This window comes from Duganella sp. GW822-FHT06D06 (genome assembly GCF_058799615.1).
Map to the genome: position 1 here is coordinate 25,540 of NZ_JBXALQ010000003.1, position 13,831 is coordinate 39,370.

General features: G+C 64.4%; 15 protein-coding genes and 2 pseudogenes. 11 read left to right on the top strand and 6 right to left on the bottom strand.

What is annotated here, in order from left to right:
* Positions 1-39 precede the first annotated feature (39 nt).
* Entirely contained in the window at positions 40-690 is a 651-nt protein-coding gene (locus tag AC1RMD_RS06360; RefSeq protein ID WP_492924756.1) for an HAD family hydrolase, read from the top strand.
* Here the strand turns inward: AC1RMD_RS06360 and AC1RMD_RS06365 are convergent.
* A pseudogene (locus AC1RMD_RS06365) lies at positions 687-1,787 on the bottom strand (methyl-accepting chemotaxis protein); the annotation flags it as partial. The gene AC1RMD_RS06360 and the pseudogene AC1RMD_RS06365 overlap by 4 nt on opposite strands.
* 338 nt (positions 1,788-2,125) lie before the next feature.
* Between AC1RMD_RS06365 and AC1RMD_RS06370 the strand changes: the two are divergent.
* Complete coding sequence (locus AC1RMD_RS06370) at positions 2,126-2,359, top strand: hypothetical protein (protein WP_492924758.1); 234 nt, start codon at positions 2,126-2,128, stop codon at positions 2,357-2,359.
* A 136-nt stretch (positions 2,360-2,495) separates the two neighbouring features.
* On the opposite strand, the gene AC1RMD_RS06375 is transcribed toward AC1RMD_RS06370, so the two are convergent.
* Positions 2,496-3,125 (bottom strand): LysE family translocator, encoded by a 630-nt coding sequence (locus AC1RMD_RS06375; RefSeq protein ID WP_492924760.1) that lies wholly within the window; start codon positions 3,123-3,125, stop codon positions 2,496-2,498.
* An 86-nt stretch (positions 3,126-3,211) separates the two neighbouring features.
* On the opposite strand from AC1RMD_RS06375, the gene AC1RMD_RS06380 reads away from it, so the two are divergent.
* Genes AC1RMD_RS06380 through AC1RMD_RS06395 form a run of 4 tightly spaced genes read left to right on the top strand, consistent with a single transcriptional unit; the run spans position 3,212 to position 7,020 of the window.
* Complete coding sequence (locus AC1RMD_RS06380) at positions 3,212-4,174, top strand: helix-turn-helix transcriptional regulator (protein ID WP_492924762.1); 963 nt, start codon at positions 3,212-3,214, stop codon at positions 4,172-4,174.
* A gap of 31 nt (positions 4,175-4,205) precedes the next feature.
* Positions 4,206-4,994: a DNA/RNA non-specific endonuclease gene (locus tag AC1RMD_RS06385; RefSeq protein ID WP_492924764.1), complete on the top strand. Its 789-nt coding sequence runs from the start codon at positions 4,206-4,208 to the stop codon at positions 4,992-4,994.
* On the top strand, positions 4,991-5,239 hold the full coding sequence (locus tag AC1RMD_RS06390; RefSeq protein ID WP_492924766.1) for a hypothetical protein: 249 nt from the start codon (positions 4,991-4,993) through the stop codon (positions 5,237-5,239). The genes AC1RMD_RS06385 and AC1RMD_RS06390 overlap by 4 nt, the downstream gene beginning before the upstream one ends.
* 53 nt (positions 5,240-5,292) lie before the next feature.
* Positions 5,293-7,020: a DUF4214 domain-containing protein gene (locus AC1RMD_RS06395; protein WP_492924768.1), complete on the top strand. Its 1,728-nt coding sequence runs from the start codon at positions 5,293-5,295 to the stop codon at positions 7,018-7,020.
* Here the strand turns inward: AC1RMD_RS06395 and AC1RMD_RS06400 are convergent.
* Both AC1RMD_RS06400 and AC1RMD_RS06405 read right to left on the bottom strand, forming a co-directional pair.
* Positions 7,017-8,003: a sensor domain-containing diguanylate cyclase gene (locus tag AC1RMD_RS06400; protein ID WP_492924770.1), complete on the bottom strand. Its 987-nt coding sequence runs from the start codon at positions 8,001-8,003 to the stop codon at positions 7,017-7,019. The genes AC1RMD_RS06395 and AC1RMD_RS06400 overlap by 4 nt on opposite strands.
* Positions 8,004-8,026: 23 nt before the next feature.
* Complete coding sequence (locus AC1RMD_RS06405; RefSeq protein ID WP_492924772.1) at positions 8,027-8,848, bottom strand: sensor histidine kinase; 822 nt, start codon at positions 8,846-8,848, stop codon at positions 8,027-8,029.
* A gap of 142 nt (positions 8,849-8,990) precedes the next feature.
* Between AC1RMD_RS06405 and queE the strand changes: the two genes are divergently transcribed.
* From queE to ldcA, 5 genes are all read left to right on the top strand, one after another.
* Positions 8,991-9,626 (top strand): 7-carboxy-7-deazaguanine synthase, encoded by a 636-nt coding sequence (gene queE / locus AC1RMD_RS06410; RefSeq protein WP_492924774.1) that lies wholly within the window; start codon positions 8,991-8,993, stop codon positions 9,624-9,626.
* 2 nt (positions 9,627-9,628) lie between these two features.
* Entirely contained in the window at positions 9,629-10,075 is a 447-nt protein-coding gene (queD, locus tag AC1RMD_RS06415) for a 6-carboxytetrahydropterin synthase QueD (RefSeq protein ID WP_492924776.1), read from the top strand.
* Positions 10,068-10,550, top strand: a complete 483-nt coding sequence (tadA, locus tag AC1RMD_RS06420; protein ID WP_492924778.1) for a tRNA adenosine(34) deaminase TadA — start codon at positions 10,068-10,070, stop codon at positions 10,548-10,550. Before queD ends, tadA begins: the two co-directional genes overlap by 8 nt.
* A gap of 73 nt (positions 10,551-10,623) precedes the next feature.
* A complete protein-coding gene (locus AC1RMD_RS06425; protein WP_492924779.1) occupies positions 10,624-11,568 on the top strand; it encodes an alpha/beta fold hydrolase in 945 nt (314 codons plus the stop codon).
* 10 nt (positions 11,569-11,578) lie between these two features.
* Positions 11,579-12,505 carry a muramoyltetrapeptide carboxypeptidase gene (gene ldcA, locus AC1RMD_RS06430; RefSeq protein ID WP_492924780.1) on the top strand — a complete coding sequence of 309 codons (927 nt, stop codon included), beginning with the start codon at positions 11,579-11,581 and terminating at the stop codon, positions 12,503-12,505.
* On the opposite strand, the pseudogene AC1RMD_RS06435 reads toward ldcA, so the two are convergent.
* Both AC1RMD_RS06435 and AC1RMD_RS06440 read right to left on the bottom strand, forming a co-directional pair.
* Positions 12,484-12,969 (bottom strand): annotated as a pseudogene (locus tag AC1RMD_RS06435) (PEPxxWA-CTERM sorting domain-containing protein); the annotation flags it as partial. The gene ldcA and the pseudogene AC1RMD_RS06435 overlap by 22 nt on opposite strands.
* 120 nt (positions 12,970-13,089) lie before the next feature.
* The gene (locus AC1RMD_RS06440; protein WP_492924781.1) at positions 13,090-13,803 is read right to left on the bottom strand and encodes a hypothetical protein; all 714 of its coding nucleotides are present in this window, start codon (positions 13,801-13,803) and stop codon (positions 13,090-13,092) included.
* Positions 13,804-13,831 lie beyond the last annotated feature (28 nt).

Consider the following 13,831-nt stretch of genomic DNA (forward strand, 5'->3'; position numbering starts at 1 on the left):
TACAATGCCCGCTGTGACGATATACACGGGACAGTGACGATGCTGCGGGCGATTTTGTGGGATAACGATGGCGTATTGGTGGACACCGAACGCCTGTTTTACGAGGCGAACCGGGAATTGTTCCGGCCGCTTGGACTGGAGTTGAGCGAACAGCACTTCTTCGATTGGTACCTGGCCGATCACTGCGGCGCCTGGCATTTGCTGGATCCGCAAATGGACCAGGCCGGGATGGACGCCTGGCGCAGCGAGCGCGATCGCCGCTACGCCATGACGCTCGCTTCCGAACGCATACCCGCCATCGACGGCGTCGGCGCGGTGCTGGCCAGCCTGTCGCCGCGCCTGCGCATGGGCGTGGTCACCAGTTCCATGCGCGAGCATTTCGAGATCATCCATCAACGCCTGGACTTGCTGCCGCATTTCGAATTCGTGCTGACGCAGGAATCCTATGTGAACAGCAAACCGTCGCCGGAGCCCTATCTGCTGGGCCTTGAACGGCTGGGCATGCGGGCCAGCGACTGCCTGGTGGTGGAAGACTCGCCGCGCGGCCTGCAGGCGGCGACGGCGGCCGGCATCCGCTGCATTGTCCTGCGCAACGCGCTGACGCGCGGTCATGACTTCGCCGGCGCCTGGCGCGTGGTCGACAGCATGCCGCAGCTGCTGGCCGAGATCGAATCGCTGATCGCTGCTTAACCGGCGGACGACGAGCGTCGCGGCTGCGGCGCCTGCAGCTCGGCGAAGTGTTCCGATGGATGGGCACCGGCGCGGCGGGCCGACTTGATCGGCTTGACGCTGGCGCTGTTGCGCACCGCGCCATCGCCACTGAGCTTGAACACGCCCACCGCGCCTTGCAGGTGCGTAGCCTGGTCGCGCAGGGTGGCCGCGGCAGCCGAGGCTTGCTCCACCAGCGCGGCGTTCTGTTGCGTGGTCTGGTCCATTTCGACGATGGCGCCGTTGATGTGTTCGATGCCGGACAGCTGCTCCTGGCTGGCGTCCGCGATGTCGCTCATGATGTCGGTCACGCGGCGCACGCTGGCGACGATCTCGGTCATCGTCACGCCGGCCTGGTCGACCAGGCGCGCGCCGGCATCGACCTGGTCGACCGAGTCGCCGATCAAGCCCTTGATTTCACGGGCCGCCGCCGCCGAGCGCTGCGCCAGGTTGCGTACTTCGTTGGCCACCACCGCGAAGCCGCGGCCTTGTTCGCCGGCGCGCGCCGCCTCCACTGCGGCGTTCAGTGCCAGGATGTTGGTCTGGAAGGCGATGCCGTCGATGACGGCGATGATGTCGACGATCTTGCGCGCGGAGGCGTTGATCGAGGCCATGGTGTCGACCACCTGCGCCACCACCGCGCCGCCCTGGCCGGCGACGGCGGACGCCGATACCGCCAGCTGGTTGGCCTGCTGGGCGTTGGCGGCGTTCTGCTTGACGGTGGAGGTCAGCTGTTCCATCGACGAGGCGGTTTCCTCCAGCGAACCGGCCTGGCGCTCGGTGCGCTCCGACAGGTCCATATTGCCGGCGGCGATTTCGGCCGACGCGGTGCCGATGGCCTCGGTGCCGCCGCGCACTTCGGAGACGATGCCGATCAGGCTGGCGTTCATCTCCTTCAGCGCGGCCGACAGCTGGCCGATTTCGTCGCGCGAGCGTATCTCGATGTTGGAACTGAGGTCGCCGCCGGCCACCGTGCGCGCCACCCGCACCGCATGGCGGATCGGACCGACGATGCCGCGCGTGATGAACCAGGCAGTGAACAGGCTCATCGCTCCGCCAGCCAGGCCCAGCGCCATCATCAGCGTGCTGTAGAAGGAAGCGATCTGCTGGGCGTTACCGGAAGCGTGTTCCAGGCTGGTGGCGCGCATGCCCAGCGTGCCTACCGCGACCACTACGGCAAGCATCAGGGCTGTTAATGAAAAGGCTATTGTCAGGCGGTGGCCTATCTTGATATCGGCAATCTTCATGTCTCGTCTATTTTTATGTTTTAAGAACCGGTATTTGCTCCGGGGAACGGAAAGTGTATCAGCGAACGGTCGTGCGAATCTATAACTTTTAGCAATATTCCGCTGCCGTGCGACGACAGTGTTGCGCTTTCGGTAGCATGGTCCTGCCAATCAGAGTGAAGGAGCGGATCATGCCCAAAGGAGCGAGTCCCAAGCGCGAACGGGAGTACAAGGAACTGGAGCGCAAGTTCGAGGAGGAAGGCCGCTATCCGGGCCGGGAGGCGGAGGTGGCGGCCCGCATCGTCAACAAGCAGCGGGCCGAGACCGGGGAGACCAAGGACGACAAACCCCAGACTCCCCGTCGCGGCACCGGACACCGGCGCGCCAATACCACGCGGGCGGCGCGCCGCAGCAAGCCGTCTTGACCACAACTTTCACCCACTTGCGGAAAAACGATGTAAAATAGTAAGCAGAGTTGTCGCAATTGAACTAAAACTCAGCCTCTGGTAGGGCGGATGTTTGGAAGGGCCGGAGCCATCAGGGTTCCGGCCCTTTTTGTTTTCAGGCCCAGGCCTGGGTGGCGCTGAGCACGGCGGTCAGTATCAGCAGCGCGCCCATGATGCGGGCGGCGACCGTGGCGGCGGCCGGATGGCTGGCGAACCAGCCGCTGGCGCCGCTGGCGGCGTAGGCCAGCGCGCCGTAGACGCCCAACTGGGTCAGCGCGGTGATCCCGCCCAGCACGCCCGATTGCACCCACAGCGGCCCCTGGCCCGGTTTGAGGAATTGCGGGAAGATCGCCAGCATGAAGATATAGGCCTTGGGGTTGAGCAGGCTGGTGGTCAGCGCGCGGCGGAAGATGACGGCGTCGGCCATCGCTTCGGCGCCCGGCGCCGGGTGGAAGATGCTGTCGCTGCGCAGCAGGCAGTAGCCCATCCAGGCGATGTAGACCGCGCCCGCCAGCAACATGATCTTGAACAGCGGCGGCCAGCATTGCAACACCACCGCCACCCCCAGCGCCCCCATGCACAGATGGCAGAAGCCGCCGGCGATGATGCCGCCCACCGCCGCCATCCCCGAGCGGCGCCCTCCCAGCATCGAACTGCCCATGACGAAGGCCATGTCCAGGCCGGGTAGGGCGATCACGCCGAATACCACGATAAAATACAGGCCCAGGTTGGCGGTTTGACTCATGTTTTTGCTCCTTTGTTGGTGTGTTTGCGCCAGTCTAGCGGTTAAATAGGACGGATTTAGCCCTATAAATCTGCTATCTTTGCGGCATGTACCATCCAACCACCCGCGTACTGGCAGTGCTGGAGCTGCTGCAAACCCATGGCCGCATGAGCGGCGCCGAGCTGGCGAACCGGCTTGGCGTCGACGGCCGCACCTTGCGCCGCTACATCGTCATGCTGGAGGACATCGGCATACCGATCACGGCCGAGCGTGGCCGCCACGGCGGCTACGCGCTGATGCCAGGCTTTAAATTGCCGCCGATGATGTTCACCGACGACGAGGCGTTGGCTCTGTCGCTGGGCCTGCTGGCGGCGCGGGGACTGGGCTTGGCCGAAGCGGCGCCGGCGGTGGCCAGCGCGCAGGCCAAGCTGGGCCGCATCATGCCGGACGGCTTGCGCCAGCGGGTGGACGCCATCGACCAGACAGTGCGGCTGGATCTGCGCTCCATCGCCCAGCAGGGCGCCACGCCGCAGGACAATGCGGCGCTGACGGCGCTCAGCCTGGCCGCCAAGTCGCGCCGGCGCGTGCATCTGCGCTACCGCTCAGGCGGCGTCGACAGCGAACGTGACGTGGATACGTACGGCCTGGTGTACTACGGCGGCTTTTGGTACGTCGTCGGCCACTGCTATTTGCGCGCGGCCATCCGCACTTTCCGCCTGGACCGCGTGGTGCGGGTGGCGCCCGCGCGCGGCCATTTCCAGCTGCCGGCCGGCTTCGACGCACTGGAGCATCTGCGGCAGTCGGTGGCGTCGTTGCCGCGCAAGTTCGCCGCCACGATCTTGCTGGAGACCGACCTGGCCAGCGCGCGCCGCGCCTTCATCGACACCATCGGCTTGTTCGAGCAGACGGCGGACGGTATTGTGCTGCACAACCAGTCCGACGAACTGGGCTGGCTGGCGCGGCAGCTGGCGGCCGCGCCGTTCGCGTTCAAGGTGCTGGAGCCTGCCGCCTTGCGTGACGAGCTGCGCACGCTTGCCGAGCGCTTGTTGCTGGCGGCCAAGCTCCGCTAGAATGCCGCCACAACACTAATCCGAAGGAACTATGCACCTGATTCAACGATCCGTCGCCGCGGCGGCGCTCGCCTGCGGGCTGCTGGGCGCCAGCCTGGCCTGGGCCGGCAATTGTCCCACGCATTATGTCGATGGCCGCCTGCCGGAAATCCGCAACGTCAAGATGACTGCCGCCACCACCGAGCTGTGCTACGGCGTGTTCGGCGTCATGCATTCCGGGATCACGCGCACGCCGCTGTGGTCGGCCGAACACCTGACCTCCGATAACATCGACGCCGCCAGGACGCTGTCGCGCGAGAATTCCTTCCATACCGAGCAGCAGTTGCCGGCCAGCCTGCGCGCCGAGCTGTCCGACTACGCCCGCAGCGGCTACGACCGCGGCCACATGGCGCCGAACGGCGACATGCCGGACCGCGAGACCCAGCACGAAAGCTTCACCTTGGCGAACATGGTGCCGCAGGACGCGGATAATAACCGTCACGTGTGGGCCGGCATCGAAGGTGCGGTGCGCAAGCTGGCGCAGAAGGAGGGCGACCTGTACGTGATCACCGGCCCGGCCTTCATCGGCGGCAATTTGCAAAAGGCCGGCAATGTGCTGGTGCCCAGCCATCTGTACAAGCTGGTGTACAGCCCGCGCCAGCGCGCGGGCGCCGCGTTCTTTATCGAAAACCGCGCCGGCGCGGAATATGAAACACTGAGCGTGGCGCAGCTGGAGGCGCGGGTCGGCATCAACCTGCTGCCGTCGCTGGCGGCGCATCAGAAAGAGACGATGTTGCGCCTGCCGAAGATCAAACCACGTAAATCCCGGAGTCTGTCATGAGTAAATTTGTACCCTACGCCAATGAATCGGACGTACTGAACGTCGGCCAGCTGGCGATCGAGAACCGTCTGGACCGCATCACCCTCAGCGGCGACGTCGACCTGACCGCCGACCAGGCCGGGCTGGCCGACGCCCGCGCGCTGCATGCCTTGCTGGGCGATGTGGTGGCGCGGCTGGAGGCGCAAGAATTGCCGGCCAAATTGCCGCCGCCGCCTCGTCAAACCGTGGCGAATCCATTTGACTAGATGGTTACTGGTGATACTATGAAGCAATCATACTAATTCGCCTTGGCCACATCATGACTTTCTTCACGACCGGAAATAATTCGATCGACGCGCTGGTCTACAGCAGCTGGACCACCAGTCCCGGCAAGGCCGTCGCATTGAGCTACAGCTTCATGAGTGTGGCGCCGAGCGACGGCAGCGCCGACGACGTCAACGGTTTCGCGCCGATGTCGTCAGACCAGCAACAGGCCGTGCGTACGGCGCTGGCGAGCTGGTCGGCCGTCGCCAACGTCACATTCTCCGAAGTGTTTTCGGGCGGCGATATTCAGTTGGCGACCAACAACCAGGGTAACCAGAGCAGCGGCTACGCCTACTTGCCGAATGGCGGCGATCCGACTTATCTGTTCACCAACAATGCCGACAAGACGACTACCGTTTTCACGCCCGGCAGCTTCGGTCCGTCGGTGCTGATCCACGAGCTGGGCCATACGCTGGGCTTGAAACACCCGGGCAACTACAATTCCACCGGTGGCGATATCGACGGCCCCTACCTGCCGGCGGCGACGGACAACCTGGACTACAGCCAGATGTCGTATAACACCAGCGCCGGCTATCAGTTGAGCCATAAGTACGGCATCACGCCGGCGCTTTACGATATCCAGGCGATGCAGTACCTGTACGGCGCCAATATGAGCTATCACGCAGGCGATGACAGCTACAGTTTCGTACGCAGTTCGCCGATGCAGTGCATCTGGGATGCGGGCGGCGCCGATACGTTCAATTTCTCGGGCTGCACCGATGCGGTGACCATCAACCTCAACGCGGGCAGTTTCAGTTCGACCGCGCCAGGCTATAGCAATATTTCGATCGCCTACAACGTGACGGTCGAGGGCGCCGTCGCGGGCTCCGGCGGTTCGACCATCTATGCCAACAGCAGCGGCAACGCGATCACCGGCGGAAGCGGCGCGGATGTCGTCTACGAAGGCGCCGGCAGCGATACCATCGCCGGCAACAGCGGCGTGGATACGGTGGTGTTCTCGGGCGCATTCTCGCGTTACGCCTTGTCGGGGAACTTCGGCGATCTGGTCGTGGCCGGCGACGGCACGGACCATCTGAGCGGCGTCGAGCTTCTGCGCTTCAGCGACCGCACCATCGACCTATCCGGCGGCGGGCAGGTCTTAAGGGGCTCCGCCGGCAGCGACAAGCTGGTCGCCGGCGCCGGCAGCGATTACATCGACGCCGGCGCCGGCTTCGACACCGTGCACTACAGCGGTGCGCGCAGCAACTACACGATCACCGCCAGCGGCAGCGATTTTATCGTGACCGACAACGTCGGCGCTGGCGGACACGACACCGTGACCGGCGTCGAGCGGCTGTATTTCGACAGCGGCAACGCGGTCGCGCTGGACATCGCGCGCCACCAGTTGGGCGGCGAGGCGTTTCGCCTGTACCAGTCCGCATTCCACCGGGCGCCCGATGTCGGCGGCTTGGGCTTCTGGGTCAAGGTGCTGGACCTGGGATTATCGCTGACCTATGTGGCCGAGCAATTCCTGCGCAGCGAGGAGTTCGCCATGACCTACGGCACCAACCTGTCCGATACCGAGTTCGTCTACCAGGTGTATCGCAATACGCTGGACCGCGAGCCGGATGCGGGCGGGGCGCAGTTCTACATCAACGACATCACCAGAGGCGCGATTTCCCGCGCCGGCGTGCTGGCCGACATCTCCGAATCGCCGGAGAACGTGGGCCACCTGGCCGGCATCATCGGCAGCGGTTTTGATTACCTGTTTGATCCGACCTAAGGCGATTCCGGCAGACTGATGCGGTTGCGGCCCATGTGCTTGGCGCGGTACAGCGCCGAGTCGGCCGTCGCCACCAGCTGACTGGGGTCGTTCCCCTGCGCCGCCAGCGCGGTGGCCGCGCCTATGCTCACCGTCACCACATGTTGCGCGCTACCCAGGTTGGGCAGGTGCAGCTGCTCGACCCGGCAGCGGATGCGCTCGGCCACGATGGCTGCGCCTTTCAGCGACTGGTTGGGCAGGATCACGGCGAACTCCTCGCCGCCATAGCGCGCCACCAGGTCGTTGGCGCGCATTTCGCTCGACACCGCGCAGGCGATTCTTTGCAGGCATTCGTCGCCGCCCAGGTGGCCGTAGGCGTCGTTGTACTGCTTGAAATTGTCGACATCGACCATCAGCAGCGACAGCGGTTGCTGCTGGCGCAGCGCGCGTTGCCACTCGGCTTGCAGGGTGTCGTCGAAGCAGCGGCGGTTGGCCAGGCCGGTCAGGCCGTCGCGCGTGGCGAGCTGCTCCAATGCCACTTGCGCGCGCTTCTCGTCGGTGACGTCGCGCAGCGTTTCGGCGACCGCCACCAGCTTGCCGTCGGCGTCCAGGATGGGGCTGGCGTCGGCCGCCAGGTAGCGCCGCCGGCCCACGCGCGGCATATCGCACCAGTTTTCCGCGCGCAGGCCGCTGTCGTTGTCGTTGCGCCGGGCATGCTGGTGGTACAGGGTCTGGACGTCGGCGTCGCGGCCCTGTATCACCAGGTCGGCCAGCGTCGGCCGTTGGTCGTGATAGAAGCTTTTCCAGTGGTCGGCGGTGCCCAGCACTTCCCAGGCGTCGACCCCGGTCAGGCGCTCGCAGGCCCGGTTCCAGATGATGACCTTGCCGTGGATGTCGATCACGAAGGTCGGGATGACCAGCAGTTCCATCAATTTCAACGCGAAGCCGTGTTGCATGTCGGCTTGCGAGAATTCCATCAGGTGCTGGATTTTTTGAGTGGGCATGGGTGGTCCCCGTTAGCGGTTGTTTATTGGAGCGGGAAGGACATGGTCAGTGCCGTGCCGTGGCCGGGCTGGCTCGAGATATCGAAACGGCCGCCGGCCTCGGCCACGCGCTGGGCGATGCCGCGCAGGCCGCAGCCGCGCCGCGCCGGCGGGTCGGGCAGGCCGACGCCGTTGTCGCGCACGGTCAGGCTCAGGCCGTCGGCGACGCGGCACAGACCGATGCACACTTCGGAAGCCTGGGCGTGGCGCGCAATATTGCTCAACGATTCTTGCAGGATGCGGAACACCACCGCGTCCATGCGCTCGTCGGCCGGGATGTTGAACGCGGCCGGCTCGGCTTCCAGCCGGCAGGGTATGCCGCTGAGTCTTGAAAATTGCTCCACCTGTTGCTGGACTGCGCCTTGCAAACCGCTCTCCAGTTGTTCCGGCTGCAAATCGCGGACAATGTTGCGCATGGCGCGGGTGGCCGCTTGCAGCCTGGCCTCGACCTCGGCCAACGGTTCGGCCAGGCCGCCGTGGCGCTGCGCCAGGTCGGCGATGTCGAACGACATGGCCAGCAGATGTTGACCCATGTCGTCGTGCAAGTCGCGGGCGATGCGGCGGCGTTCGGCGTCCCGCAGCGACTGCTGGCTGGCGTTGAGGCGGGATACTTGCAGGCGGGTATCACCCAGCGCCTGTTCGGCCAGCTCGCTGCGACCGCGTTCTTCGCCCAGTTTGCTTTCCAGCAGGATCAGGGCGCGCTGCAGGCGTCGTTGTCGCCACAGCAGCAACAGGGCTATGCAGGCGAGCGTGACGGCGGCGCCAATGATGACATCGATTTCCAGGAGCGGTTGAGCGTAGCGCATGATTGACTTCCCCAGTTAGCGTCCACCAGACCAACATATCGTGGTTGCTGCGCGGTAGCATTGTGAAATGTCAACTTCTACCGGCATAGACTGAAAAGTGTAGCGTAAGATATAATTGAGGGTTGTCCTATTGGGAACTGCCGTGACGTACAGCATCAAAGAGATTTTTTACACGCTGCAAGGTGAGGGCGCCCACGCCGGGCGTCCCGCCGTGTTCTGCCGTTTTTCCGGCTGCAATCTGTGGACCGGGCGCGAGAGCGACCGCGCCAGCGCCGTCTGCCAGTTCTGCGATACCGATTTTGTCGGCACCGATGGCGAAGGCGGCGGCAAGTTCACCACGCCGGAAGCCCTGGCCGCCGCCATCGACGCGCTGTGGCCCGAGACTTACACCGCCAGCAAATACGTGGTGTTCACCGGCGGCGAACCGCTGTTGCAGCTCGATACCGCGCTGATTGCCGCGATGCATGCGGTCGGCTTTACGATCGCGATTGAAACCAACGGCACGCTGCCGGTGCCCGAAGGCGTGGACTGGATCTGCGTCAGCCCGAAGATGGGTTCCAAGCTGGTGGTGACCAAGGGCAGCGAAATCAAGGTGGTGATCCCGCAAACCGGCCAGGACCTGGGCGCCTACGAGCAACTGGACTTCGAGAATTTCTTTGTCCAGGCGATGGATGGCCCGCTGGCCGAGTTCAATATCAAACTGGCGATCGACACCTGCAAGCGCAATCCGAAATGGAAGCTGAGCTTGCAAACCCATAAACTTTTACAGATACCTTAATCATGCTGACCATTACCCGCAAGCTGGAATTCGACGCCGGCCACCGCATCCCCGACCACAAGAGCCAGTGCCGCAACCTGCACGGCCACCGCTACACGCTGGAAATCACGCTGACCGGCAATATCATCACCGCCGAAGGCAATTCCGACAACGGCATGATCATGGACTTTTCCGACATCAAGGCGCTGGCCAAGGAACACCTGGTCGACGTCTGGGACCATGCCTTCATCGTCTACGAGAAGGATGCCGCGGTGCGCGACTTCCTGGCGACGCTGCCGGGCCACAAGACCGTGGTGATCGACCGCATCCCGACCGTGGAAAACCTGGCCCACGTGGCGTTCGGCATCCTGAAGGCGGCCTACAAGGACCGCTACGGCACCGGCCTGCACCTGCACAAGCTGGTGTTGCACGAAACCCCTAACTGCTGGGCAGAAATCACCGATGCCTGACGAGGATTTTATGCGGCAGGCGCTCGAACAGGCCCAGCACGCATGGGACCTGGGCGAGGTGCCGGTCGGCGCGGTCGTCGTCAAGGACGGCGTGGTGATCGCGCGCGGCTACAACCAGCCGATCGGCAAACATGATCCGACCGCGCACGCGGAAATCGTCGCGCTGCGGGCGGCGGCCGAGGCGTTGGGCAATTACCGTCTGCCGGGCTGCGAACTGTACGTGACGCTGGAGCCGTGCGTGATGTGCTCCGGCGCGATGATGCACGCGCGCCTGGCCAAGGTGGTGTACGGCGCCACCGACCCCAAGACCGGCGCCTGCGGCTCGGTGCTCAATCTGTTCGAGCAGGAACAGCTCAATCACCACACCGGCATCGCCGGCGGCGTCATGGCCGAGGAGTGCGGCGCCATGTTGAAGTCCTTCTTTGCAGCCCGCCGCGCCGCGGCCGCCGCGGCAAAGCGCAACACGACAGAATAGCGGCGGTTTTCCCCGGCCCGGTAAAAATGGTATGCTCAAGCTACTGTTACCGGCACCATCGAGGGAGGTCGTTTTGGCTACCGCACAAGCTAACGGAATCACGATTGCTTACGAGGCCAGCGGCAATCCGCTGGACCCGCCGGTGCTGCTGATCATGGGCCTGGGCATGCAACTGATCGCCTGGCCGCAGGACCTGGTCGACGGCCTGGTCGAGCAGGGCTACTACGTGATCCGCTACGACAACCGCGATATCGGCCTGTCCAGCAAATTCTCACATTTCAAGCAACCCAATCTGATGCTGGCCTACCTGAAGTCGCTGGTGGGCTGGAAGCAGGCGCCGGCCTACACGCTGAACGACATGGCCGACGACGCGCTCGGCCTGCTCGACGCACTCGGTATCGCCGGCGCGCACGTGGTCGGCGTATCGATGGGCGGCATGATCGCGCAGATCTTCGCCGCGCGCCACGGCAAGCGCACCTTGAGCCTGAGCTCCATCATGTCCAGCAGCGGCCGGCGCGGCCTGCCGGGGCCGACACCGGCCGCGCGTAACGCCTTGATGCGCGCGCCCGCCGCTCCGCACAACCGGCGCGATGTGATCGACCACATGGTGCAGGTGTACCGCATCATCGGCAGCCCGTCGTTCCCGACGCCGGAGCGGCAACTGCGCGACAACATCGAGCGGGCGCTGGACCGCAGCGTCTATCCGGCCGGCATGGCGCGACAGATGGTGGCCATCGTCGCCTCCGGCGACCGCACGGCGCTGCTGCGCAAGATCAGTTGCCCGGCGATGGTGATCCACGGCGCCGCCGATCCGCTGGTGCCGCTGGCCTGCGGCGCCGACACGGCGGCCGCCATACCCAACGCCCGCTTGCACGTGATCGAAGGCATGGGCCACGACTTGCCGCCGCAATTGATCGAGCGGCTGCTTGCCTTGCTTGAGCAACATCTGCGCGGTAATATGTCGCCGGACATTCCTCCGTTGGCGCCCCGTCGGGCGGACAGCGGCACCCATCACTGACAGAGACACTTTGAGCACATCCACTATCGGCATCGCGATCGCGGCCACAGGCGGCTACGCGCCGGATCACGCAGCACTGCAGAACGGCATCGAGCGCTTGCGCCGGCAAGGTCACCTGGTCCACAACTATTACGACGACGATCAGAAGTTCCAGCGTTTCGCCGGCACCGACGCCGGCCGCCTGGCGCAGCTGAACGCCGCCGCCGCCGATCCCGCGGTGCAGGTGGTGATCGCGCTGCGCGGTTCCTACGGCATGAGCCGCTTGCTGCCGTCGATAGATTTCCGCGCGATGGCGGACAGTGGGAAATTATTCGTCGGCTACAGCGACTTCACGGCGTTCCAGATGGCGCTGATGAAGCAGACCGGCCGAGTCAGCTTTGGCGGTCCGATGATGTGCGACGATTTCATCCGTGAGACGCCGGTCGACTACACCATGCGGCAGTTCTGGGATTGTCTGCGCGGGCCGGTGCACGCGGTGCGCGGGACGGTGGCGGAGGGCGGCTCGGACAATCCGCTGGTCGATGTCGCCGGCAAACTGTGGGGCGGCAACCTGGCGATGCTGGTCAGCCTGCTGGGCACGCCGTATTTCTCGGCCCAGCCGAACGGCATCCTGTTCCTGGAAGACATCAGCGAGCATCCCTACCGGGTCGAGCGCATGGTGTTGCAGCTGCTGTACGCCGGCGCGCTGGAAGGCCAGCGGGCGCTGGTGCTGGGCGACTTCTCCGGCTACAAGCTCAGCGCCTTCGACAACGGCTACGATTTCGAAACCATGCTGGCCTACCTGCGCGAGCGCTTGCCTATCCCGGTGCTGACCGGCCTGCCGTTCGGCCACATCAAAGAACGCGCCACGCTGCCTTACGGCGGCATGGCGCATCTGGTGTCGAGCGAACGCGGGTTCGAACTGACGATCAGCGATTATCCGACGTTGGGACGCTGACGGCGGCGCGCGGCGAAGCCCACCAGGCCCAGGCCCGCCATCAGCATGGCATAGGTTTCCGGTTCAGGCACGGCCGTCACGCTGACGTTGTCCAGGCGGAGGAAGCTCGGATCGTTGCGCGCGCCGAATTTGAGTTCGGTCGTGGCGCCGGTCGCCACCAGGCCGCTCAGCGTGACGTGGGTCCAGCTGTGCACCGTATTGGCGAAGCTGTAGACGCTGACGCCGTTGAAATCCGCCTCGAAGGTGGTGTTGCTGGTGGCGCTGTTGTACACATCAAAGCTCAGCGTATAGGTCGAACCCGCCGAAGTCGCCAGGTTCTGGCTGATATAGGCCGGCGAACCGGTCGCGCCGCTGCGCCACACATAAGTGTGGTTGGAGGTGGCGGTGTTGGAAATGATGTCCGACAGCGAAGGATTTCCCGATTTGGTCCAGCCGGCGAAGGTGCCGGTTTCGAAGTTTCCGTTGACAACCAGTTCGGTGGCGGCCTGGGCCGAGAAGGCGCTTGCGGCCAGGATCGCGGCGATTGCTAATTTCTTCATCAATGACACCCCCTTGAGTATAATTATTACAATAGAGTTGTCATATTAGTCTCTATTGTGGCAAGCTGTCCAACGGGATTTCTGATTGTGGCAATTCCCCCACGCCCCACTTGGAGGGTGGTCGCGCGCGTCGTGCCGGAGCGATGCGTTGATGACTCCGGTCTTGGCGAAATCGACAGTTTCAGCGGCGATTTCCCGGTCCAATAGATTGAAATAGCGCTTGGTCCACGGCCCGTTCGCGGTGGCGCCGTCGGCCGCCAACGCGCGTTGTTGGATCAGGTACTTTGCGCCGGACGGGCAACTGGCTGTGCCGCCCGCCACGCCGGCGCAGTACAGATAGTCCCAGTCGATCTGGGTGCCGTCCGGCCGGACGACCCGGCGCCGGCGGCCGAAGCCGTCATATTGCCAACTGTAATTTAGACCATCCTCGTCGGTCATCGAGGTGACGTTGCCATAGCGCCCCTCGATCATCATGCTGGCGCGCTGGCCCTGGGCGTTGCTGGTCGCGACGGGGAAACGGCCCCGGTTGTCATAAGTGACGCCGACGGTGCTGGTGGCAGCAGGCGAGGACTGCGTGGTGGTAATGACGTTGCCGTAAGCGTCACGGGCATAGGTCGTCTCCACTCGCAGTGTGGCGCTGCCTGGTTCGACGATTTCCCTGAGCAGCAACCCGGTACTGCTGTCGTACTGGTAGGCGGTGGTGCGAATCACGGTGGAGCTCCAGGCCGTTTCGTATCCGGCCAGCAGCAGCGCCGCCAAACCATATTTTCGTACAAGAGCTGGCATC

Bases quoted from the DNA above. Each gene is read 5' to 3' on its own strand.
- AC1RMD_RS06405 (WP_492924772.1), bottom strand. From the start codon at position 8,848: ATGCGCTACGCTCAACCGCTCCTGGAAATCGATGTCATCATTGGCGCC.
- queD (WP_492924776.1), top strand. From the start codon at position 9,629: ATGCTGACCATTACCCGCAAGCTGGAATTCGACGCCGGCCACCGCATC.
- AC1RMD_RS06370 (WP_492924758.1), top strand. From the start codon at position 2,126: ATGCCCAAAGGAGCGAGTCCCAAGCGCGAACGGGAGTACAAGGAACTG.
- AC1RMD_RS06360 (WP_492924756.1), top strand. From the start codon at position 40: ATGCTGCGGGCGATTTTGTGGGATAACGATGGCGTATTGGTGGACACC.
- AC1RMD_RS06375 (WP_492924760.1), bottom strand. From the start codon at position 3,125: ATGAGTCAAACCGCCAACCTGGGCCTGTATTTTATCGTGGTATTCGGC.
- AC1RMD_RS06395 (WP_492924768.1), top strand. From the start codon at position 5,293: ATGACTTTCTTCACGACCGGAAATAATTCGATCGACGCGCTGGTCTAC.
- AC1RMD_RS06400 (WP_492924770.1), bottom strand. From the start codon at position 8,003: ATGCCCACTCAAAAAATCCAGCACCTGATGGAATTCTCGCAAGCCGAC.
- AC1RMD_RS06390 (WP_492924766.1), top strand. From the start codon at position 4,991: ATGAGTAAATTTGTACCCTACGCCAATGAATCGGACGTACTGAACGTC.
- AC1RMD_RS06385 (WP_492924764.1), top strand. From the start codon at position 4,206: ATGCACCTGATTCAACGATCCGTCGCCGCGGCGGCGCTCGCCTGCGGG.
- AC1RMD_RS06380 (WP_492924762.1), top strand. From the start codon at position 3,212: ATGTACCATCCAACCACCCGCGTACTGGCAGTGCTGGAGCTGCTGCAA.
- tadA (WP_492924778.1), top strand. From the start codon at position 10,068: ATGCCTGACGAGGATTTTATGCGGCAGGCGCTCGAACAGGCCCAGCAC.